This is a genomic window from Nitrospirillum amazonense (assembly GCF_007828045.1).
Taxonomy (GTDB): domain Bacteria; phylum Pseudomonadota; class Alphaproteobacteria; order Azospirillales; family Azospirillaceae; genus Nitrospirillum; species Nitrospirillum amazonense_C.
In genome coordinates this window covers 413678-434916 of the sequence record NZ_VITN01000004.1, presented here as the reverse complement: position 1 = coordinate 434916, position 21239 = coordinate 413678, and the positions used below count along the sequence as shown (strand labels likewise).

Annotated in this window: 30 protein-coding genes and 1 tRNA gene; 24 read left to right on the top strand and 7 right to left on the bottom strand. The window is 65.6% G+C overall.

Going from position 1 to position 21239, the window contains the following annotated elements:
* Positions 1–128: 128 nt before the first annotated feature.
* From rpsI to FBZ89_RS09680, 3 genes are all read right to left on the bottom strand, one after another.
* Positions 129–611, bottom strand: a complete 483-nt coding sequence (rpsI, locus tag FBZ89_RS09690) for a 30S ribosomal protein S9 (RefSeq protein WP_050898408.1) — start codon at positions 609–611, stop codon at positions 129–131.
* A 3-nt stretch (positions 612–614) separates the two neighbouring features.
* Positions 615–1076, bottom strand: a complete 462-nt coding sequence (gene rplM, locus FBZ89_RS09685) for a 50S ribosomal protein L13 (protein WP_004273148.1) — start codon at positions 1074–1076, stop codon at positions 615–617.
* Positions 1077–1363: 287 nt separating this feature from the next.
* Entirely contained in the window at positions 1364–1846 is a 483-nt protein-coding gene (locus FBZ89_RS09680) for a PaaI family thioesterase (RefSeq protein WP_145749776.1), read from the bottom strand.
* A 105-nt stretch (positions 1847–1951) separates the two neighbouring features.
* Between FBZ89_RS09680 and FBZ89_RS09675 the strand changes: the two genes are divergently transcribed.
* Positions 1952–2425, top strand: a complete 474-nt coding sequence (locus tag FBZ89_RS09675; protein WP_145749775.1) for a CoA-binding protein — start codon at positions 1952–1954, stop codon at positions 2423–2425.
* 2 nt (positions 2426–2427) lie between these two features.
* On the opposite strand, the gene cutA is transcribed toward FBZ89_RS09675, so the two are convergent.
* Complete coding sequence (gene cutA / locus FBZ89_RS09670; protein WP_186457274.1) at positions 2428–2760, bottom strand: divalent-cation tolerance protein CutA; 333 nt, start codon at positions 2758–2760, stop codon at positions 2428–2430.
* Between the two features lie 213 nt (positions 2761–2973).
* Between cutA and FBZ89_RS09665 the strand changes: the two genes are divergently transcribed.
* The 23 genes from FBZ89_RS09665 to FBZ89_RS09555 all read left to right on the top strand — a co-directional run bounded on the left by FBZ89_RS09665 (position 2974) and on the right by FBZ89_RS09555 (position 19285).
* The gene (locus FBZ89_RS09665) at positions 2974–3306 is read left to right on the top strand and encodes a hypothetical protein (RefSeq protein ID WP_145749773.1); all 333 of its coding nucleotides are present in this window, start codon (positions 2974–2976) and stop codon (positions 3304–3306) included.
* A gap of 310 nt (positions 3307–3616) precedes the next feature.
* On the top strand, positions 3617–4897 hold the full coding sequence (locus FBZ89_RS09660) for a tyrosine-type recombinase/integrase (protein ID WP_186457273.1): 1281 nt from the start codon (positions 3617–3619) through the stop codon (positions 4895–4897).
* Between the two features lie 284 nt (positions 4898–5181).
* Complete coding sequence (locus tag FBZ89_RS30790; protein WP_186457272.1) at positions 5182–5382, top strand: helix-turn-helix transcriptional regulator; 201 nt, start codon at positions 5182–5184, stop codon at positions 5380–5382.
* A gap of 87 nt (positions 5383–5469) precedes the next feature.
* Positions 5470–5667, top strand: coding sequence for a hypothetical protein (locus FBZ89_RS09650; protein ID WP_145749770.1), 198 nt, complete (start codon positions 5470–5472; stop codon positions 5665–5667).
* A 69-nt stretch (positions 5668–5736) separates the two neighbouring features.
* Positions 5737–6438, top strand: coding sequence for a helix-turn-helix domain-containing protein (locus tag FBZ89_RS09645; protein ID WP_186457271.1), 702 nt, complete (start codon positions 5737–5739; stop codon positions 6436–6438).
* The gene (locus FBZ89_RS09640) at positions 6435–7748 is read left to right on the top strand and encodes a DnaB-like helicase C-terminal domain-containing protein (RefSeq protein WP_145749768.1); all 1314 of its coding nucleotides are present in this window, start codon (positions 6435–6437) and stop codon (positions 7746–7748) included. Before FBZ89_RS09645 ends, FBZ89_RS09640 begins: the two co-directional genes overlap by 4 nt.
* An 11-nt stretch (positions 7749–7759) precedes the next feature.
* Positions 7760–8101 carry a hypothetical protein gene (locus FBZ89_RS09635; RefSeq protein WP_186457270.1) on the top strand — a complete coding sequence of 114 codons (342 nt, stop codon included), beginning with the start codon at positions 7760–7762 and terminating at the stop codon, positions 8099–8101.
* An 11-nt stretch (positions 8102–8112) separates the two neighbouring features.
* On the top strand, positions 8113–8316 hold the full coding sequence (locus FBZ89_RS09630; protein WP_145749766.1) for a hypothetical protein: 204 nt from the start codon (positions 8113–8115) through the stop codon (positions 8314–8316).
* Positions 8313–8618: a hypothetical protein gene (locus tag FBZ89_RS09625; RefSeq protein WP_145749765.1), complete on the top strand. Its 306-nt coding sequence runs from the start codon at positions 8313–8315 to the stop codon at positions 8616–8618. Before FBZ89_RS09630 ends, FBZ89_RS09625 begins: the two co-directional genes overlap by 4 nt.
* 9 nt (positions 8619–8627) lie before the next feature.
* Positions 8628–8903 carry a hypothetical protein gene (locus tag FBZ89_RS09620; protein ID WP_145749764.1) on the top strand — a complete coding sequence of 92 codons (276 nt, stop codon included), beginning with the start codon at positions 8628–8630 and terminating at the stop codon, positions 8901–8903.
* A 141-nt stretch (positions 8904–9044) separates the two neighbouring features.
* Positions 9045–10259: a phage portal protein gene (locus FBZ89_RS09615; RefSeq protein ID WP_145749763.1), complete on the top strand. Its 1215-nt coding sequence runs from the start codon at positions 9045–9047 to the stop codon at positions 10257–10259.
* Complete coding sequence (locus tag FBZ89_RS09610; RefSeq protein ID WP_145749762.1) at positions 10252–12708, top strand: phage major capsid protein; 2457 nt, start codon at positions 10252–10254, stop codon at positions 12706–12708. The genes FBZ89_RS09615 and FBZ89_RS09610 overlap by 8 nt, the downstream gene beginning before the upstream one ends.
* Before the next feature lie 13 nt (positions 12709–12721).
* Positions 12722–13117, top strand: a complete 396-nt coding sequence (locus FBZ89_RS09605; RefSeq protein WP_145749761.1) for a hypothetical protein — start codon at positions 12722–12724, stop codon at positions 13115–13117.
* A gap of 208 nt (positions 13118–13325) precedes the next feature.
* On the top strand, positions 13326–13511 hold the full coding sequence (locus FBZ89_RS09600) for a hypothetical protein (protein WP_145749760.1): 186 nt from the start codon (positions 13326–13328) through the stop codon (positions 13509–13511).
* The gene (locus FBZ89_RS09595) at positions 13501–14100 is read left to right on the top strand and encodes a head-tail connector protein (protein WP_145749759.1); all 600 of its coding nucleotides are present in this window, start codon (positions 13501–13503) and stop codon (positions 14098–14100) included. Before FBZ89_RS09600 ends, FBZ89_RS09595 begins: the two co-directional genes overlap by 11 nt.
* 4 nt (positions 14101–14104) lie before the next feature.
* Entirely contained in the window at positions 14105–14521 is a 417-nt protein-coding gene (locus FBZ89_RS09590) for an HNH endonuclease (protein ID WP_145749758.1), read from the top strand.
* A 91-nt stretch (positions 14522–14612) separates the two neighbouring features.
* Complete coding sequence (locus tag FBZ89_RS09585) at positions 14613–15014, top strand: phage terminase small subunit P27 family (RefSeq protein ID WP_145749757.1); 402 nt, start codon at positions 14613–14615, stop codon at positions 15012–15014.
* Complete coding sequence (locus FBZ89_RS09580; protein ID WP_145749756.1) at positions 15011–16621, top strand: terminase large subunit; 1611 nt, start codon at positions 15011–15013, stop codon at positions 16619–16621. Before FBZ89_RS09585 ends, FBZ89_RS09580 begins: the two co-directional genes overlap by 4 nt.
* A gap of 13 nt (positions 16622–16634) precedes the next feature.
* Positions 16635–16991, top strand: coding sequence for a hypothetical protein (locus tag FBZ89_RS09575; protein WP_145749755.1), 357 nt, complete (start codon positions 16635–16637; stop codon positions 16989–16991).
* Positions 16982–17593, top strand: a complete 612-nt coding sequence (locus FBZ89_RS09570; protein WP_145749754.1) for a hypothetical protein — start codon at positions 16982–16984, stop codon at positions 17591–17593. Before FBZ89_RS09575 ends, FBZ89_RS09570 begins: the two co-directional genes overlap by 10 nt.
* Positions 17590–17988 carry an HK97 gp10 family phage protein gene (locus FBZ89_RS09565; RefSeq protein ID WP_145749753.1) on the top strand — a complete coding sequence of 133 codons (399 nt, stop codon included), beginning with the start codon at positions 17590–17592 and terminating at the stop codon, positions 17986–17988. Before FBZ89_RS09570 ends, FBZ89_RS09565 begins: the two co-directional genes overlap by 4 nt.
* Entirely contained in the window at positions 17985–18419 is a 435-nt protein-coding gene (locus FBZ89_RS09560) for a phage tail terminator-like protein (protein ID WP_145749752.1), read from the top strand. Before FBZ89_RS09565 ends, FBZ89_RS09560 begins: the two co-directional genes overlap by 4 nt.
* A 2-nt stretch (positions 18420–18421) precedes the next feature.
* The gene (locus tag FBZ89_RS09555; RefSeq protein ID WP_145749751.1) at positions 18422–19285 is read left to right on the top strand and encodes a hypothetical protein; all 864 of its coding nucleotides are present in this window, start codon (positions 18422–18424) and stop codon (positions 19283–19285) included.
* 69 nt (positions 19286–19354) lie between these two features.
* Here FBZ89_RS09555 and FBZ89_RS09550 read toward each other — a convergent pair whose 3' ends face one another.
* From FBZ89_RS09550 to FBZ89_RS09540, 3 genes are all read right to left on the bottom strand, one after another.
* The gene (locus FBZ89_RS09550) at positions 19355–19780 is read right to left on the bottom strand and encodes a hypothetical protein (protein WP_145749750.1); all 426 of its coding nucleotides are present in this window, start codon (positions 19778–19780) and stop codon (positions 19355–19357) included.
* A gap of 241 nt (positions 19781–20021) precedes the next feature.
* Positions 20022–20363: a hypothetical protein gene (locus FBZ89_RS09545; RefSeq protein WP_145749749.1), complete on the bottom strand. Its 342-nt coding sequence runs from the start codon at positions 20361–20363 to the stop codon at positions 20022–20024.
* A 255-nt stretch (positions 20364–20618) separates the two neighbouring features.
* Positions 20619–20695: transfer RNA gene (locus tag FBZ89_RS09540), tRNA-Pro, on the bottom strand.
* Positions 20696–21239 lie beyond the last annotated feature (544 nt).

The following is a 21239-nucleotide window of genomic DNA, read 5'->3' as shown; positions in this document are numbered from 1 at the left end:
AACGCCTAAACCACGCTTCATGAACCGCCGTATACGGAACCGTACGTACGGTGGTGTGGGAGGGGGGAGGTGTGAACCTTCCCCCTACCCGATCCAGTCGAAACAACTGGGGCCAAACGGCTGAGGGATCAGCGCTTGGAGAACTGGAAGCTACGACGGGCCTTGGCCTTACCGTACTTCTTACGCTCGACCACGCGCGGATCGCGGGTCAGCAGGCCGGCGACCTTCAGCGGCGGGCGCAGGGCCGGCTCGAAGTAGGTCAGGGCCTTGGAAATGCCGTGGCGCAGGGCGCCGGCCTGGCCGGACAGGCCGCCGCCGGACACGGTGCACACGACGTCGTACTGTTCAACGCGGCCGACGATCTGGAACGGCTGGTTGATCATCATGCGCAGCACGGGGCGGGCGAAGTAGACGGTGATGTCACGGCCGTTGACCGTGACCTGGCCCTTGCCCGGCTTAATCCAGACGCGGGCGACCGCGTCCTTGCGCTTGCCGGTGGCGTAGGAACGGCCCTGGGCGTCGATCTTCGGCTGAGCCGGCTCGGCGGCCTCGGTCGTCACGACGGCGGCGCCCTGCTTCAGGTCGGCCAGGCTGTTGATGGTCTGAGCCATGGATTAGGCCCCCTTGTTCTTGGGATTCAGGGCGCCGACGTCCAGCACCTCGGGGTTCTGCGCTTCATGCGGATGCGTCGGACCCTTGTAAACGCGCAGGTTACCCATCTGGCGACGGCCCAGCGGACCGCGGGTGATCATGCGCTCGACGGCCTTCTCGATGACCCGCTCCGGGTACTTGCCGTCCAGGATCTGGCCCAGGCTGCGCTGCTTGATGCCGCCGGCGTAACCGGTGTGCCAGTAGAAGATTTCGTCGCTGCGCTTGTTGCCGGTCAGCTTCACCTTCTCCGCATTGATGACGATGACGTTGTCACCACAATCCATGTGGGGGGTGTAGGTCGGCTTGTGCTTGCCGCGCAGGCGCATGGAGATGATGCTGGCCAGGCGGCCCAGCACGAGGCCGTCGGCGTCGATGAGAAGCCACTTCTTCTCGATCTCAGACGGCTTGAGAGATAAGGTTTTCATCCGCGCACTCACTCAAAATGAGGTCCGGGCCCAAATGGGCCCCAGGGGCACCGCTCCTGGGACCGGCACCGAAGTGGGCGGTTTTTATGTCGGTGACGGTCGGGTGTCAACGGGAAAAAGACACCATCCGTCAAATGCTTATCACTGCGGTATCATAATACCCATGCCACAATCCCCTTGATTTCATTGGCTTTTTTTAAAGCTGATGAAACGGCGCTGTTTCCGTTTTCCCCAATGAATCCAGGCTATTGGCGAAATGGTCCGGCGGTGCCCTCCTCCGCTCCCTGTCAGCCCCGCGGAATCGCATAGGTGCCCGTCGCGTGCGCCACGGGATCGTCCTCGCCCTCGGAATGGACGGTGACCTCGCCGTAGGCCAGGCTGCGGCCCATGCGCACAATGCGGGCGTAGGCCAGCAAGGGCTTGGCCGGCGGGCGGCGCAGGAAGGTGATGGTCATGTTGCTGGTGACGGCCAGCACGATGTGCCCCGCCATGCTGAGCACCGCGCCATAGAGCGCCACGTCGGCCAGCGCGAACATGGTGGGGCCGGAAACGGTGCCGCCCGGCCGCAGGAAATCCTCCGACACCGGCATGGTCAGGGTGATGGTGCCGTGCCCCATCTCCTTGGTCCGGATGCCGGCGCGATGGGCCTGGGGCAGCCCCTTTTCCAGCAAGCGGTCGAAATCCACCGGCGTGAAGACGGGCGCCTTGCCCATGGCCGCCAACTTGTCGTCCGCCGGGCTGTCCAGTTCCGCATCCGGGCCATCCGTCATTCCAAAACCCCTCCCCTCATCCCATTTATGGTGTCCGGTATACCCGTCCCCCGGCGCCCTGCACACCCTGCTGTGGCGGCCTATCGCATAAGGATCCCGTAAGCCATGAGCGAGAAAATCACCGATGACATCCTGCGCGACGTCTTCCTGAAGACGAAGACGGTGGCCATCGTCGGCATATCGCCCGACCCGGCCAAGCCCTCGCACTATGTGCCGGCCTTCATGCAGCGGGAATACGGTTACAAGATCATCCCGGTGCACCCGGCCCATGTCGGCACCACCATCCTGGGGGAACCGGTGGTGGCCACCCTGGCCGACATCCTCCCCCAAGAGGATGGTACCGGCGTGGACTTTGTGGAGATCTTCCGCGCCGCCCCGGCCATCGCTCCCTTCGTGGTGGAGGCGGCGCAGCGCGGCATTCCCTATATCTGGATGCCGCTGGGGGTGAGCCATGAGGAATCGGCCGCCCAGGCGCGGGCACTGGGCGCCACGGTCATCCAGGACCGCTGCCCCAAGATCGACCTGCCCCGCCTGTTCCCCGGTGGTCTGCCCAACAGGAGCTTGCCGACGCGCGACTGACCCTAGTCCCCGGTGGGGGCGGGTGCTGCCGAGGCGGCGATCCATTCCAGGAAGCCCGGATTTCCCGACACCACCGGCAGGGCGATGATGCAGGGCGTGTCGTAGCTGTGCAGGGCCTTGACCCGTTTGGTCAAGGCCTCGAACCGGTCGGCGCGGGTCTTGGCGATGAAGGCCACCTCCGCCGCCGTCTCCACCCCATCCTTCCAGCGATAGATGGACTGGCTGGCGCCCAGGATGTTGACGCAGGCGGCCAGCCGCTCCTCCACCAGCGCCCGGCCGATGGTCTCCGCCTCCTCCCGCGAGGCCGCCGTCATATAGACCAGGAACGCCGCCATCACCCACCTCTCGGTTCGAAGATATTCCGCCCGAACGCCGCCGCTAGCCGTCCGGTGCCGCAAGCACCTGGCGCAGGGGGCCGTTTGACGCCCGGTCCCGTCAGCGTAAGATACCGGCAGGCCCCGCGCCATGCCCAAAGGGAGTGGCGATTCCGAATGGGCCGATTGAATGGGCCGATTGGTGATGGGGCCCAACTGATGGGGAGAGTGGGCATGGCGCGCGGCAAGGCAGCTGTTCCTGAAACACCCACGCACGAGGCCCCGCCCCCGCTTCTTCCCACGCCCGTACAGAAACGCTGGCTGCGGCGCGGCCTGGACCAGGCCGGCGGCAAGCTGCCCCTGTTCTGGGCGGATGGTAGCAAGGTCACCGCCGCCACGGTGAAGGCCTGCCTGGAGGCCGGCTGGGCCACCCCCTGGTTCAGCAACCCGCTGAAACCCGATTGGTTGGTCTGCCGCCTCACGGACGCCGGCCGCGCCGTGTGCGGCAGGGCCCCGGCGCGCAGGAAGGCGGACGGAATGGTGGCCACAGAGGAAACAAGCGCCTGAAATGGAAACGGCGCCTGGTCCATCACGGGACCGGCGCCGTCTTCATGGTATCGAGAGATGGTCGGAGCGACAGGATTCGAACCTGCGACCCCCAGACCCCCAGTCTGATAGTCATGGATGACAGCTCGCGACACGATGTGAGCGGACCCGACAAAACCCTTGGCATACTGCGCCTTTCAGCGTATCGCACCAGACACGTCGTGACGAGACGCGACAAAAAATGTCGTCCGGCGGGGTCCGCTATAGGTCCGCTCATTCGGAGCGGACCCGGGAAAGGCGGGAAATCTGGTGCGCTGAAACGGGGGTCGAAATGCGGTTCACGACACGGGTAATCGACGGGCTGACCTGCCCTGAAGGTGCGCGCGACAAGCTCTATTTTGATGAGGTTCAGCGGGGCTTGGCCGTGCGCGTGACCGCCGGCAGCAGCAAGACCTATCTCTGCCAGTACACCCTGGCCGGCGCCAAGAAGCGGGTGCCCCTTGGTGCTGTCGACGCAATATCCCTCGCCGCCGCCCGCGAGGCCGTACAGGCCATCCTGGGCGAAGTGGCCAAGGGCAACGACCCCGCCGCCAACCGGAAAGCCGCCGCCGCCGCAGTGAAGGCGCAGAAGGCCCACGAGGCCCTGACGTTGGACGTGTTGATCGCGGAATGGCACCGGCTCGGCTTGGCGGCCAATAAGCCAGCCTACGCCGCCGAAGCCGTCCGGGCCTTAAGGAAGGCCTACGCCGACCACCTGGCGAAGCCGGCGGCGGACATCGATCGGAAACTGGTGCTGAAGGTGCACGACAAGATGGTGGCGGCCGGCAAGGGCACGACCGCCGCCCGCGTCGTCGCGTATGGGAAAGCCTGCTATTCCTGGGCCAACAAGCGCGGCACGCTGTCGCTGAACCCCTTCCTGGGCCAGCCAGTTCAGGCACCAAAGGAGCGCGATCGCGTTCTGTCTAACTCCGAACTCGCGGAGATCTGGGCCCAGGCTGGGGCTGACACCACCTTCGGTGCGATCATCAGGATGTTGATGCTTACCGGCCAGCGCCGGGATGAAGTGGCCGGCATGACATGGGACGAGTTGGCGCCTGACCTGGCCACCTGGACCCTGCCGGCCGACCGCGTGAAGAACAGCACTCCGCACCTGGTGCCCCTGCCCGCCCCCGCCCGCGAACTCATCGCGGCACAGCCCCGGCTCGTTCGAAAAGCCGGTGAGGACGATTTCGTATTCCCTGGGCGGGTGGGGCAGTTTTCGGGCTGGAGCCGGTGCAAAGAAAGGCTCGACGCCGCGATCAACGCTGCCCGGGTCAAGGCCTCCGAAGAGGCCGGCGAAGACCCGGCGCTGGTGAAGCCGATGGCACCGTGGGTGCTCCATGACCTGCGCCGGACTCTGGCCACGGGCCTCCAGCGCTTGGGTGTAAGGCTGGAGGTGACGGAAGCCGTCCTGAACCACACTTCGGGCAGCCGGAGTGGGATCGTGGGGGTGTACCAGCGCCACGACTGGCGGGAGGAGAAGGCGGCCGCGCTCGAGGCCTGGGCGGCGCACGTTGCCGCCGTGGTCACCGGCCAGGCAGTGGCGGGCAACGTCGTGAAGTTGAGAGCGTAAAAGGCAAACACAGATTGCAAATTAAAGGTCAGGGGCATGAACTCCTGGCCTTTTGCATTTTTGGCATACCAGAATTGAAAATCGCGATTTATCGAATATACGCAGAAAGTACAATGTTCAAATTCATCGTCTTATCGGTCAAAACTCATTAAAGAATGATGCTCATATCTTGGAGTAAGCCGACACATCTACCTGTTGTAGAATTTAAGCGGAAATGTTCGTCTTGCCTGAGTTTTGGCAATTATTTAGCCTCTGACACACAAAATGACACAAACGAGGCTAAAATGACCAAGCGTATTAACTCCATGAAAGATGTCGCAGAGCGCACCGGCATTTCTGTGAGGACTTTGTACCGCTATATCGCTGATGGGACCGGCCCGGCTACGGTTGTTCTTTCCAACCGGCGCGTTGGCGTCCTTGAGGACGATTACACCGCGTGGATCATGTCGCGTCGTCGCACTTCTCCCAGCCAGTCGGCTGCCTGATACATCCCGCGGGCGCGCTGGCGGGGCTGGCGCAGCACGTCACCGGTCGGTGGCCGGGTGGGGACCCCAACTTGGAGGAGTCCCATCATGAATTCTCGCGATAATTTCGATCACTTGGGCGACATCACGGCTTCGCTGATTGGCGAGCTGGCCTTGCGGGCGCTCGACTATCACGCCGACCAGGCTGCCGATAGCAGCAAGTCGCATGACGACCGTCGCCGATCGCTGTGTGAAGGCTTCCACTGTTTTTATCATGCGGCGAAGGCTGGCGCGTTCTCCCCCTGAAATATTTCGTACTGCACGAACCCCTACCACGGGAGCGAACATCAAGAAATTCGTCAGCGGGAGCTTCCGGTGAGTATCCAGGTTCTTAATTTGGTCTGGGCAGTGCGGGGGCTCGACGCCACAGCGAAACTTGTTTTGCTCCGCCTTGCCGATTTCTCGGACGATACAGGCGGCCAGATCTTCCCGTCCGTTGGGCGCGTCGCCGATGACACCGGGCTGTCCGAACGCGCCGTTCGCCAAGCTCTCCGGCGCCTCGAGGATACAGGCGCCTTGCGCCTAGTGGCGAAGGAGGACTCGGGCAGGCACCGCGCGCGCGAATACCGCATTGAACTCTCGTTCTTCGCGGGGGGCAGCACGTGCCGCCCGGAAGCTGGTGCCGGGCGGAATGAGGTTCCGGGCGGCACGTCGTTCCGGGTCGGGGGGCACGACGTGCCGCCTAGGGGGGCACCAGATGCCCCCAGATCCGTCATAGAACCGTTAGAGAACCGTCAGGGCGTCAGGCCCTATGCCTTCGAGGGAAAAGTCGTCCGGCTGAACTATTCGGACTTCGACAACTGGACCGCCACGTACCACGCCATCCCTGACATGAAAGCTGAATTGGCAGCGATAGACGCCTGGTTGGTTGGCCAGCCCGAGACGAAGCGCAAAGGGTGGTTCCACAGCGTCCCCGGCATGCTCAGCCGCAAACATCAGGAACGCCTTGCCGCAGCACCGCCGACGCCCAAGCGCCGGCCTCAGATCACCGACCTGCCGGAGTTCGCCCCGCGATGACCGTCGCTGATGAAATTTCCTCTACCCCCGCGATACAGCGCTTGGTCGCCGCCCTCGCGTGCAATGACGTGGAACAGATGCTGCTGGGGGCGCTCCTGAACTTTCCGACCGCCTACAGCAAAGCGCTGGGCCGGGTTGACGCCGACGATTTCTTCGATCCTGTCCACGCCCGCTTGTTCGCCGGGATCGCAGAGCGCCGGGGCGCCGGCAGGATGGCGGATGCGGCGCTGATGGCGGACATGGCGAGGGCCCTGGATGGCGAGTTGCGGGACCATGGCGGCGGCATTGCCTACCTGGCCCAAGTCGTCAGCGCCGCGTGCCCCCCGATGGCGGTTCCTGATTATGCGGCCAAGGTGCGAGATGCGGCGCGGCGTCGGCGCCTGATGGACGCGGGGTTGACTGCGATGGTGGCGGCGGTCGAGGGGGAGGATGTGAACGACACCATTTCAGCGACGATTTCAGCGGCCGAATCCCTCATCGATGGCGGCGGCTCCCGGTCTCGCTTGGAAGTCCTACGCGCTGTGGTGGCTGGGATGGAACGTCCGGCCGCTGTCTACGCCACCGGTCTGCCGAAGCTGGACGTCGCGATGGGGGGTGGTCTGGAGGCGGGCCGGGTCTACGCTTTTGCCGGCAAGGGCAAAAGTGGCAAGAGCCTGCTGGCGGGCACTATCTCCGCCAACCTCAACCGCGTCGGTATACCCCATGCCTACATCGCCTTGGAGATGGGGGCTCAGGAAATTGAAATGCGCAGCATGGCGCGCGACCTGGGTGTGAACAGCCTGTCGCTTCGCGGCAACGTTCCGACGGGGTTAGTGAGCAGGGCCGGACGCTATGCGGCCGACACGCCGGATCACGTCCGGTACGTCGACCTGCCGGGCGGGACTGCCAACCGGCTGCGGAGCGAGATCCTGACGGCCAAGCACCGACACGGCTGCATCGGTGTCATCCTGGATTACTGGCAGTTGGTGGGCGGCCGGGACCGCGCTGTGACCGAGGAGGAGCACCTTCGCCGCGTCGCCGAATGGCTGGCCGCCGCTGCCAAGCGCCTTGGGATTTGGGTGCTGGTGCTGGCCCAGCTCGCAGATGACGGGGAGGCGACGGCAGTCAGCCGCACCGGCCTGACCCGCAACGCCGATCAGATCTTTTTCATCCGTGGTGACCAGGACGGCAACACACGGTGGATGGAAATGCGCGCCAGCCGCTTCACGCCAACCGCTGATGTTGGTTCGAGGGATCGTCCCGCTTTCGTCATTGAGGGCCCTGGTCCACACTTCCGAGACCTGAGCTCGCTTTCGAGCGCAACCTTCTGATGGTGATGTAGATGCAACTGGCTCCAGTCCACGAGGAAATTCTGTTGCTGGCCCGCGCGTTGGTCGAACACCGAGCAACTAGACCGAAAGCGGAAGCGGAAGTCGAAAGCATCAGCTTTGCAGAGGCAGCTATGCGCTCAATCGCAGGGCGCTACACCCCGCCAGAAAACGGAGTTGGTATAGCCGACTGGGGGTTAAAGCTCGCAATTCGAACGGCAGGAATCGCCCTTCATGCAGTTGGTGGCATGAAAGAACTGCAGAAGGCCAGCGACTATGTTGAAAACGAACTCGGCCACAAGGGGGTTTCCATTATCGACAGTGCCTTCAACGGGATCGGCACCTGGGCAACTTGAAAGGAACTATCATGACTTCTAACTACATCTTCCAGCCGGCCACCGCCGAGCAGGCCCAGGCCCTGACCGAACTTCGGGCCGCCTTCGGCCGCTTCGCCCTGACCGGCGGCTTGGATCTGGACCGCACGCACATCCTTGGCAGCGCCCACCTCGCGGTCCTGGACCTGTCCGACCGCCTGGCCGGCGCTACCGTCGATGAGGAGGCCAAGCCGTGATCGACCGCAACACTTTCGCCGCCGCCGTGGCGGAGTTGGCCGGCGTGCTGAAGACCGCCACCGTTGGCGCCAACCAGCCGGTCGAGGTCGCGCTGGCGGCCAGCGTCAAGACGGCCATCGACCTCCATGCTGCGACTGTCGACGGTCAGGCCGCGGCGTTTCGGGCCTTCGTGGTCTGCACCGCAGCGGCCATTGAAGCTGAGCCGGCGCTGGCCGTGGCGCTGGCCCGCGATCTCGACCGGCTCCGCACCGCCATCCTGGCCGCCACAGTCACGGCGCCCGCCGGCGCCCTGTTGAATTGAAAGCACACCATGAACGAACAAGACCAAACCATTTCGACCATCACCGCGTGGGCCGTGAACATGCTCAGGGCTAATGCCCAAATTCCCGCAGGCCTTCGCGCCGGCTGCTTCCTCGAGGCGGTCAAGGTGGTCGTGGGGGAGGAGATCGGACGCACCGAGGTCATTCGGATCCTGCTCGTCGAATTGCTTGGCGAGCTTGCGGAGAACCCTGAATCCATCCCGACGTTATCGAAGGAGCTTGCCGACTTGCGCCGTATCACCGCCGGCCTTCGGGTCGTGCAGTAATCTGCAATTATGGATTGCTTGTACTTAGGGCGTACAAGTGAATATGAGTTTTGTTCATAGTATAAAATGCGCTGCCGGCGCATAACAACTTGCTAACCGAGATCCTATGCCCCAGAATTGACCAGAAATCTGGGGCGCAAAATGGGCCGTATCCGTCAATTCTTCGGACTTGAAAAGCGCAGCGGCTTTGATGAGCTGGAGGCCTTCCTGGCCGCTGCCCGGTCCACGGCGGCGGGTATCGGCGTCGACCCCGAAACGGCCTTGAGATACCCGCCGGTGTTGGCCGCCGTACGGCTCATCTCGGAGAGCGTGGCCCAACTCCCTGTCCACCTCTTCCAGAAGGACGGCGAAGGACGGCAGCGGGCCGACGACCACCCGGTCGAGGCGATCATCGCCCGGCGACCGAACCCCTGGTCGACGCCCTGGCAGGTGAAGTCGGACCTGACTTCCCAACTGCTGACCAGGGGCGAAGCCTTCGGGCTGGTGGCCAGGGCCGCCGATGGTCGGGTGCTGGAGTTGATCCCGCTCCGCCGCGGTGCCGTCTGCGTGACGACGGCCGACGACATGTCGCCTATCTACACCCTTACCATGCCCAGCGGCGCCCAGCGGGTGTTGGACCGGTCGGAGATCTTCCACCTGCGGGGCATGTCCCACGGGTGCGGCCGCCCCCTGTCCCCTGTTGTCGAAGGCGCCGATGCAATCGGCCTGGGTCTGGCCTTGGAGCAACACGCGGCAAATCTGATGAAGCGCGGCGCCAGGCCAGCCGGTGTCGTTTCGACCCCCAGCAAGCTGAGTGATCCCGCGATTGCCCGTATGCGCGCCAGCATCGAGGCGGCACACGCTGGCGCGGCCAGCGGGCGAACGCTGGTCCTGGAAGAGGGCAGCACCTTTACGCCGCTGACGTTCGCCAGCACGGATCTCGAGTTCGCGGCGATGCGGAGTTTCCAGGTCGCGGAGGTCTCGCGGCTCTTCCGCGTGCCGCTGTCCCTGCTGTCCGAAATGGATCGCGTGACCCACGCGAACGCTGAATCGCTTGGTCAGCAGTTCTTGACTTTGACCCTACTCCCGATACTGCGATTGTGGTGCGAAACCATCGCCCGTGACCTACTGAACGAAGATGAGCAGGCCAGCTATTACGCTGAATTCCTGACCGCTGGCCTCGAAATGGCCGACCTTGCCAACCGGGTCGACGCCTACGTGAAGAGCATCGCGGGCGGCCTGATGACGGCCGACGAGTGCCGGGCCCGTGAGAACCTGCCGCCCGAAGGTGGCGAGGCAGCCAAGCTGCGTTTCCCGTTGAACACCGCCGCCGACGGCGCCGCGCCCGCCACAGATCCGGGGGCCGCGAATGGCTGACCCAACCAGCGTGCCCCAGCAGATAGAGGATGAGGCCCGCGCTCTGGCCCAGCGGTTGGCCGAAGTGGCGCAATCCGCAGTTGCCAATGCGTTGAAGGCCGGCGCGATCGTCACCGTGCCCGATGTGGTGAACTCCTTGCAGGGGCTCACAGAAACCCTGCCGCCGGCGCTGGTCGCGGTCATAGCGGACGCCCTGCCCGGCATCGCCGACCGTGCCATCGAACTGGCCCAGGTCGAGATCGCCCAAGCCCGGGATGAATCTGGCCAGCCCTATCCCCCCACCGCCCGGCCGACGCCCGGCGACTTTACCGGCTGGGCCAGCACTGCCGCCACGGCCCTGGTCGCCGCGCTGGTGAAGGCCGCAACCGATGCCACCACGCCGGCCGACGGCAAGGTCGCATCGGACACCGCCGGCCAGGTGAAGGCCGCGCTGGACGCGGTCAATGCCGCTGCGGCCGACGCGGTGACCCAGGTGGGCCCGATAGGTGATACCGCTGCAGCCCGTGCCGTCGGCGACAGTCGCATGGCGGTGTTCCGGGACAACAGCGACGTCGTGCCGGAGCTGCGCTTCACCGCGATCGAGGACTCGAAGACCTCCCAAGTCTGCCAGCATCTGGACGGCGCCACCTTCTCCACCACCGCCAACGGCATCCCCCAGCCGCCGATTCATCCGGGATGCAGGTCGCATCTTGCGGCGGTCATGGGCATCAAGCGCAAGGCAGGCGCCACGGCGAAGGAGATTGATCGGCAGGATTGGGCCGTCTATCGGCGTCTCCAGCGCCAGGCCGCCGCCGACCAGGCACAGGCGGAGGGTCGTGCGGTTGAGCATCTGGAGGTCCGGTTTGCGCCTGCCCAGGGTGAGCCCGGGACCTTCACGGGCTATGCCGCCACGTGGGGTGAGCTGGACCGACACGGCACCGCTTTCGCGCCCGGTGCCTTCTCCTCCTCGCTGGCGGAGCATCGTGCACGCAATTCTCGCTTGCCCATGCTCTGGAACCACTCCCCCGACCAGGTGATCGGATCGTGGGACGCTGTCGAGGAAGACGGCAAGGGCCTGAAGGTCGCCGGCAGGCTGGTCACCGAGACCCGCGCCGGTGCCGAGGCCTATGCCCTGCTGAAGGCCGGCGCTCTGAACGGCTTGAGCGTCGGCTTCCGCCGTCTCCGTGACCAGGCCCGCCCAGGTGGCGGCCGCACCATCACCGCCGCCGACCTCGCTGAGATCAGCCTGGTCGGCATCCCATCGAACGCATCGGCGCGGGTCAATGAGGTCCGCGCCGCGCCAAACGCCGGCCCCGACCCGGTGTGCGCCCCCGACTGCCACCATCATCACCACAATCGAGAGGAGGCCGTGATGGCCGACGAGACGACGGCCGGCACCGGCCAGACTGAAACCCGCCAGGACCCCGGCGCCGCCCAGGCCGCCGTCGAGGCCCTGGCCAAGCGCCTGGACCGCCTGGAGGCCCGCTCGGCCCGCACCGGCCTGGGCGGCGGTGATGCCAGCACCGACGCCGCCGCCGACCTGGAGCGCCGCGCCTTCGCTCGCTACCTGCGCACCGGCACCGCCGGCATGGGTGCCGACGAAACCCGCGCCCTGCGCCTGTCCGACGACGAGGCCGCCGGCTACCTGGCCCCCCCGGACTTCCAGGCCGAAATCGACAAGGACCTGACCCTGTTCTCGCCCATCCGGGCGCTGGCCACCGTCCGCACGACGGGCCGGAGCGAGGTCAACACTCTGCGGCGCACCAGCCCCGCCGCGGCGACGTGGGTGGGGGAAGACGACGACCGCCCCGAGACCGAGGTCAAGTACGGTCAGCAGTCATTCCAGGTGAAGGAACTCGCGACGTTCGTTGACTGCAGCCTATCGCTCCTCGAAGACGCCGCCGTGGACGTGGCGGCTGAGCTGGCCAGCGAGTTCGCCGAAGCCTTCGGCGTGACCGAAAGCCAGGCGTTCGTCAACGGCGACGGCGCCCTGAAACCGATGGGCTTCATGGCCGATCCCAACCTGTCCTACACCCCCGGTGGTGACGCCAGCGCGGTGAAGGCGGATGGCCTGATCGACCTGTTCCACGCGCTCAAGCCGGCCTACCGGCAGAATGGTGTGTGGCTGATGAACAGCACGACCCTGGCCGCCGTGCGGAAGCTGAAGGACAGCCAGGGCCGCTACCTGGTGGACATCGGCGGAATGGCCAACGCGCCCTCAACCCTGCTGCTAGGCCGCCCGGTGGTCGAGGCGGTAGACATGCCGGACGTGGCAGGCGGGGCCTTCCCCATCGCCTTCGGTGACTTCGGGATCGGCTTTAGCGTGTATGACCGCGTGGCTCTCTCAATCGTCCGGGACGACTTCACCCAACGGACGAAGGGCCGGGTTCGGTTCCACGGCCGCCGCCGCGTCGCTGCGGGCGTCCGCCGGCCGGAAGCGATCCGGAAGCTGAAAATCGCCACGTCGTAAGGAGGCCCTGACCATGCGCGACCTGCACAACAACATCGGGGCCGTCACGGCCCTGTCCGCCCAGGTGATCACCACGTCGGCCGTGAACGGCTCGATCATCGACACCCTGGGCTTCAACGGCCTGGAGTTCGTCGTCACCGCCGGCACCATCACCGATGGCACGGTGGCCGCCACCCTGACCGAGGGTGACGCGGCCAACCTGTCCGACGGCGCCGCGGTGACCAACGACGGCATCCTGGGCACGCTGCCCACCTTCGCCGCCACGGACGACAACAAGACCAAGCGGGTGGGCTACTCCGGCTCCCGCCGGTATGTCCGCCTGACGCTGACGCCGACGGGCGCCACGTCGGGCGGGACCTACGCCGCTGTCGCCGTTCTGGGCCACCCGGCCAGCGCGCCGGTGGCTTAACCGGATAGGGAGCAGGGGAAAGGGGCCGCCGCAGCCTGGCCCAGCAAACCAAGAACCGTCGCCGCTCCCTACTCCATCCAGGCGAAACGGTTCAGGGCTGCACCCGCTACGGCCTGTCCCTCGCCCCAGGAGGTGGACAGGCAAGTCGGCCGGCGGCGTCTCCCCCAGCGTCGCCGGCCGGCGCACCTAATTGAAGAAGGGCCGCACGATGCATCAGTTCGCCAAGGTGGCCGACGCGGCCTTGATTACCGGGCTTCTCACCAGTCCCGCATGGGCGGCGCTGCTGGCCAATGTGAATGCCATCCTGACCAGCGCAACCCTGTTGATCGGCATCATTCTTGGCCTTCTGCGCCTGCGCCGCGAGCTGCAGAAGATGGACGGCGATGATGCTTGAAGTCCTGACGCCGCCCGCCGCCGACCTCGTGACCCTGGCCGATGCAAAGGCTTGGCTGAACATCACCGACAGCTCGACCGACGACCTGCTGTCGTCCGCCATCAGCCGCGCCAGCGCCGCAGTGACCTCCTACATCGGTAGGCAGGTCCTGGCGGGCAGTTACCGCGAAACCATCGAGCTGCCGCCGCTGGCCAAGGAACTGGTGTTGTCCCGCTGGCCGGTGACCACCCTGACCGCCGTGACCGTGGACGGCGACGCGCTGGACGTGGATACCGCTGCGCGCCTGGACGGCGACACGGGCACGCTGGCGCGCCTGGACAGCACTGGCCGGTCGCGGCCCTGGTCCTGGGCCTGCCGCGCCGTGCTGGTGGTGGAATACACGGCCGGCTTCGACACGGCGCCGGCGGACATCCAAGACGCCGTGCTGCAGCTGATCATCGCTGCCTGGTCGGCGCGAGGCCGCGACCCAGGCTTGCGGAGCATCGGCATCGGCGACATCAGCCTGTCCTACCTGGCGCCCACCGCCCAGCCGTCCGTCGACACCGTCGCCAGCCTGCTGGCGCCGTACCGCATCCCGGGCATCGGGTGACGCCATGGCGTTCCGCGCGCCCACGCTGTGCCCCCGCTGCCGCCAGCCTAAGCCGGCTGGCCAGCGCTGCACCTGCACGCCGGCAGCACGGACGCCCGACCCTGGCAACGTCGACCGGGCGCGGCCTTACGCCGATCCGGCATGGAAGGCGCTGAGGACGGTCCACTTGAAGGCCAACCCCGTGTGCTGCCGCTGCGGCACACGCGCCAGCGTCGTGGATCACATCCGGCCGTGGCGCGGCGACCGCCGCCTGTTCCTGGACCCGGCCAACCTGCAGTCGCTGTGCCGGTCCTGCCACAGCGCCAAGACGGCGGGCGAAGACGGCGGCTTCGGCAACCCGCTGGCCAACGACCGGCCCGACGGCTGCGATGCGACCGGCCGACCGCTGGACCCGTCCCACCCATGGAACCGCCCCGGGTAGGGGGGATCAGAATTTCGCTTGGGGGGCGTTTTGCGCGACGGGGAGTGTCGCTCGCGATTTTCAGGAATTGAGCAAATCGAGGTCAGAGGTCATGCGCGGTCGGAAACCAGAGCTTCGGGCGATTGACGGGGGCCTTGCCAAGGCGCCCCCGGCGCCGTCCTGGCTGCCGGTCGAGGCCAAGGCGGAATGGCGCCGGATCTGGCCCGGCCTGCTGGCCCGCCGCACGGTCACGCGGGAAGATCTGCCCATGGTGGAAGCCTACGCCCTGGCCATCGGCACAGTCCGCCGGGCCCAGGCAACCATCGCGGTTGAAGGCGATACCGTGAAGGGGCCGACCGGCCCAAAGCGTCACCCCGCGTTCCAAACGATGTTCCAAGCCATGACGGAATCGCGGCGCCTGGCAGCTGAGTTGGGCTTGACCCCGGCCAGCAGGAACAAGGCCGTGGCCCGCGACCCCGGTGATGACGATGATATCGCGGGGTACGACCTGTGACCGTGCCCGCGACATTCCCTGCATGGGTGTTCGACGACAGCCCCATCCCCGACCCGCTGGGACACGGGCAGCGGGCCGTCGATTTCCTCCGTGTGCTCAAGCATCCGAAAAGCACCGCCCGGGGCAGACAATTCCAGCTTGCCGATTTCCAGGAACGGATCGTTCGCCGGATTTATGGCCCCCGCCACGACGACGGCCGCCGGAAGGTCCGCACGGTGTTCATGCTGCTGCCTCGGGGCGGCCGGAAGACGACGCTGGGCGCTGGCCTGTCGCTGCTGCACACCATTGGCCCGGAGCGCACCCCCGGTGGACTGGCGCTGAACGCCGCAAGCGATCGGGAACAGGCCCGTATCGCCTTCGAGGAGGCGGCCATGATCTGCCGCGAGGACCCCCGGATCGCGGACAAGGTCGACATCGTCGATTACCGTCACCGCCTATCGCACCCGAAGTCGGGGGCGGTGTTGCGCGCCGTCAGCAGCGACGCCGGCCGCCAGCATGGCAGCACGCCCGTGTTCGCCCTGCTGGACGAACTGCATGCCTGGCCAAAGCGCGACCTGTTCGACGTGCTGCGCACCGGCCTGGTGAAGACGGCCGGCTCGCTGCTGGTGGTGATCACCACAGCCGGCAAGGGCCAGGCGAATATCGCCTTCGACCTCTACAGCTACGCGGTGAAGGTGGCGACGGGAGAGATCGAGGACGAAGGCTTCCTGCCGATCCTGTTTGAGACCGGGCCGAACGAGGACTGGCGGGACGAGTCGGTGTGGCGCCGGGTCAACCCGGGCCTGGAGCTGGGCTTTCCCGACATCGACGGGCTGCGCCAGCTCGCCCGCGAGGCCGAACAGCGGCCCGCCGACCGCGAGGCGTTCCGGCAACTGCACCTGAACGTCTGGCTGGACCACAGCGCCACGCCCTTCGTCGACGCCGCTGTGTACGACCGCGGCGCCCGGCCGGTGGACCTGGAAGCCATCCGCGATTTCCCCTGCTGGCTGGCGGTGGACCTGTCCAGCGTGCGCGACCTGACCGTGGTGCTCGCCTGCTGGCGGCTGGACGACGACAGCCTGGCCGTGTGGCCGTGGTTCTTCTGCCCAGCGGAAGCCTTGCGCCAACGCTCGGAGCGGGATCGTGTGCCCTATGTGACCTGGGCCGAAGCCGGCCACATCACCCCAACGCCCGGCGATGTCGTCGATTACGGTGCCGTCGAGGACTGTATACGCGACCTGAGCGACCGATTCGATGTCCGCGAAATAGCGTTCGACCCCTACCTGGGCCAGCAGATGATGGCCGCGCTGGGTGACGATGGCTTGCCCGTGGTGGCCATGCGCCAAGGTGCCCTGACAATGGGCCCGGCGATCCGCGATCTGGAGCACGCGATTGTTGGCGGCCGGCTGGCCCACGGCGGCCACCCCATCTTGCGGTGGAACTTCGCGAACGTCGTGGTCGAGACCGACAAGGCCGGTTTGAAGGCCTTCAACAAGGGGAAGGCCCGCGACCGCATCGACGGCGCCGTGGCGTGCGCCATGGCCGTCAGCCGCGCGATGGCCGGCGATAGCGGCCGCTCGATTTACGACGACGAGTCCGCCCGCCCCGACGGCATTTTGATCCTGTGAGGGAGACCCGACTATGTCCCTGCTGACCGATGGCAAGCTGGCCGCCACCATCGCAACCGCCCTGGGCGGGATCGTCTACCCGATCACCATCCGCCGCACCACCGCCGGCACCTACGTTCCTGGCGTGGGTGTCACGCCCGGCACGACGACAGACCACGCCGCCCGGGGCTTCCTGGGCGCTTTCAGCGCCTACGAGATTGCCAACGGCCTGGTGCAGCCCTCGGACGTGAAGGTGACGCTGCTGGCGGCCGGCATGGACATCAAGCCGACGCCGGCGACGGACACGGTGCAGGCCGATGGCCGGACCCTCACGATCGTCACCGCCAAATCCGATCCCGCCGGCGCGACTTGGAGCCTGCAATGCCGGTGACGATCCACGAAGCTGACCTTGCCCGGGTAAAATCGGCCATCAAGGTGCAGTTCAAGACTTTAACCGCCTTCGAGCGGGCTACAGGGCTTGCGTTCAACGCGATGCACGACTTCGCCAAAGGTGCCGTCTCAGCGGGGCGGGCTGCTGAGATTGCGGAGGCGATACGGGCAAGCACAGGAGTAATGGTTGCGTTCGAGGTAAATGCCGACCGGCGCCTTGTGCCCAGGACTGGCATGCCACGATCAGCGCCAAGTGACCCCTTGGCGGAGTTGCATCAAGCCGGGCGAATTACCCGCCGGGAAGTGGAAGCGGGCCGCGCCTTGCGAGCTGTGGCGGCTGATGGCGACTATCCGGGGCGGCTTCCGCCTTCCTACGTCGCACGCCTGTGGCCGCCAGCCCTTGCCGCGTGCTGGCGTGCCCTGGCAGCCGCGGATGCGGAGACCGACAGCTTCCGCCCGAGATACCCCACCGCCAGCTTAGTCGTTTGGAACGTGGCTGTCGGGCGGGAGAGGATTGAGCTGGACCCGCGGGACAATCCGCTTGGCCGCGTGGCGGTCGACAGCTTGCGCATTGGTCTACAGCATCTGGAGGACGCGCTATGAGCTTCGACGCGGACATCGCAAAATGGGTGGCCAAGGCCAAGGGGAACATCGACAAAGCGGTTCGCGAGGTGGCCGTTGAAGTCGCCACCCGCGTGGTGGAGCGAACTCCGGTCGACACCGGCGCTGCCCGTGGCAATTGGCGGGCGGACGCGCGTGGCTTCACCGTACGCCCCACCGGCCGGCTTGACCCGGACGGCGCCGACACCATCGCGCACATCACCGAAGCCGTTGGCGGGATGAAGGCGGGCGACCTGATCTACATCACCAACAGCAGCGCCTATATCTTGGACCTGGAGCACGGGAGCTCGAAACAGGCGCCTTCCGGGATGGTGTCCGTCACCGTCCAGGAATTCGCCGCCATCGCTCAACAGGCTGCCCAGAAGGTGGCCAAATGAGCCGGATCGCCATCCGCGCGGCCCTGGAGGCCCAGCTGGCCACCCTGGCGCCGGCCTGGCCCACCGCCTGGGAAAACGTGCCGTTCACGCCGGTGGAGGGCGTTCCCTGGCAGCGGGCCAAGGTGCTGTTCGGGCAGACCCGCGCCCTGGGCTTCAGCGCCACGGCGCCGCAGGAGTGGACCGGGGTGTTCCACATCACCGTCTGGACGCCCGCCGGCGGCGGCCCCCAGGCTGCCGAGGAGCGAGCGGCCCTGCTGCGTGGCGACGCCGCCGTAGGCGCCCAGGGCCTTTTCTACCGCGGCCAGGCCCTGCACAGCAGCGGCATCGACGTGATCATCACCACGCCATATGACGGGCCCGTCCTGGATACGGACCCGGCCTGGTACGGCCTGCCCGTGCTGGTGCCCTTCGTCTGCCATCCGGCGGGGTGACCATGGCCGCGCTCTCAATGCTGATGGACAGTATCACCGACCAAGGCACCTTCACCGGCCTCGGTGCCGGCTGGGTGGAGACCGGCGGCTTCAGCGTGCGCAACCTGGTGACCGACGACGTTCAAGCCATGGCGCGCAACACCGCCGTCGGCCCGCTGCCTTTCGCCTTCACTATCGACCTGGGCCGGCCCCGCGCCATCGGTGAGGTGGCATTCGTCAACCACAACGCCAGTAAGACGGCCTTCTTCAGCCTGGTCATCTCCAACAGTCCGGACTTCGCGACGCAGGTCTATGAGTCGGTCGGGAACAAATTCTGGCAGCAGACGGAGCTTTGGGGCTCCCGTCCCTTCGGCGAGTTCCCGTTCGACGGCATCGACCTGGAGGCGTTCCCCACTATGCCGATCGCGTTCCTGAACCTGGGCCAGCTCTATGTCGGCCGGTACATCAAGGTGACCGTGTTCGAGAACGACACCACCGCCGGCGGCTGGCAGTGCGGCCGCTTCCTGGCCGGCGTGCCCTTCACGCCGCCGATCAACATGAGCGCGGGCAGCAGCGTCACGGTGGTGGACCCGTCGAGTAGGAGCCGGACCCGTGGCGGCCGGCGCATCGTGTCCCGCCGCCCGCGCTACCGCCAATTCAAGATCGTGCTGGCCAACCAGAGCAAAGCGGCGGCCATGACCACCTACCACGACTTCATGGTCCGCCGCGGCGTCGCTGGCGACATGCTGGTTATCTGGGACCCGGACGACGCCGCGCCCGTCCGCAACCGCCTCACCCTGTACTGCGCCCTGACCGACACGGCGGAGATGGCGGCGAACGAGAACGGGACGTGGGGACTTACGCTGCAGGTCGAAGAGCTGGTGTGACACAAAGGGGCGCTGGACACGGATCCGGATCGGTATTTGTGTGCCATCCGGGTTGAACCGTCTACGTGACTATGAGTCACGAATCCCGAGAAGCACGTCCCATCCAATGCCCGCGTCATCCTGCAAATCAAAATAGCTCACTTCCAGAGCGGGGATAGCGCCGAACCCCGCAGCCGCTGACGCCATGAAGCGGTGATAGCCATCCTTGAGCCTGAATACGGCTGGTCCAACTCCGGGAGGACGATCCACCTTTACCGGGGGGAGTGGATCGCCATCTGCGATCCCCTTCAGCACCGAACGCATCCGAGCTTCATCAAAGCCCCGCGCCCTGACTAAGGTCCATACCTCGCTCATAGGCAATGTTTGCGCTTTGTCACAGTCACAGCGGTAAGACCGGCCATTGGCCCCGAAGCCTTTCATGCCGGTTCCAGCCCACCACTCGTCTGGTATCTCGAAAGGCGTGCCGTGTAGGTAAAATATCATGGATTCGCTCAATCGTTACCGCCCAGGTACTCGACCCTTACCACGGTACGTAGGCCCCTTGCGGTCATAACATGGGCTCCTACTCCGATCGCCGAACACCTTACAGTGACCAGCTTTCCCCAGAGCCGGGGGACCACCGACACCGCGCTCCATCCTGGCTTCCCTGGGTGCTCATCTCGGAGACCTGAATTGCAGACCTGCCGGGTATCGTCTTCGGAGCAAACTTGTTCCTCACCATCATCGAAAACGATCTTCATAGCGCCCCCCCTCCCGCTGCACCGTTCGCGTGTTCCCGCGCCGGCTCAGCCGTATTGATGGCGCGTGCTGCTTCCATCCCGCTGGCGTGATCGATCAAGCCGGCGAACTGCGCCTCGACAATGAAGCCCAGGGCGTCGGCCCCTACCCTGTCGATGATTGATCGGACCATGCTGGCCGTCCGCGATTCGCCCGGGAACGCGTCCTTGATCTTGGCCATGGTTTCCGCGATGGCTTGATCGGCCTTGGCCCTCGCCTCAGGCGTGCCGGCTATCCGGGCGTCCCGCTCAGTGCGTGCGAGGATGGCGGTCCAGCCCCATATCGTCGAACGGTCGTCCAAGGCGTCGCCTCCGCTGGTGTTCTCCAGCGAGTGTCCGGAAAACCCCGGGCGGACACAACCCTCCGCTGGCGACGCGATTCGAGAATAATTCGGGGTGCCGGGCGCGATTTCAGCGCCTGGGTCCGCTCTCGGGCTGGTCCCGGGGAGCAATGTCATGCGACAGGATATGTCAGGAAGGGATGGCTGGCCGGGTCCGCTGTGGGTCCGCTTGGCTGCCGGCGGTTTTGGGGGAAACCGCTAAGTCCTTGTCGAGAATGGTCGGAGCGACAGGATTCGAACCTGCGACCCCCAGACCCCCAGTCTGATGCGCTACCAGGCTGCGCTACGCTCCGACCTCTCGAGTGAACCGCGGTGGGCTGCGGTTCGGGCGCGGACTATAGCCACGAGATTCACCAGATGCAACGGCGTTGGAACACTTATCGCAAAAAAAATGCGCCCTCTCATTAATATGTTATTTATCAATAAGTTAGCCCGGACTCTCCAAGAGCCAGACCATCACTTCGCAGCAAAAGGGCGCTGAGGGCGGCGTAAATTTCCATAAAGGATTCCGGCACGGCCCCAAGCTGCGCTGCCCAAATTATACGCCCGGGTGACTAGCTCTCTTTGCCTTTGGGATCGGGTTGGTAAGCACCTACTGCCGCTAGGCCTGCTCAGACAATCAGGCGTAGCTCAGCATCTCGAATATACGACTAGAAAAAATCATTGATTGATCCGGTTCCCTATGAAATGCCTCTAAAAGGAGAATTTACTCACCTATCCTCTAAGGAACCTAGCGTTGCAATTCCGCATTCCGAGCCATAGGTGTTGGCGCTTCGCCCTAGCCAGCCTATTGGTCGTCGCGTGCCTTTGCGCTGACTTCGCGCTGTCTCCAGTGCT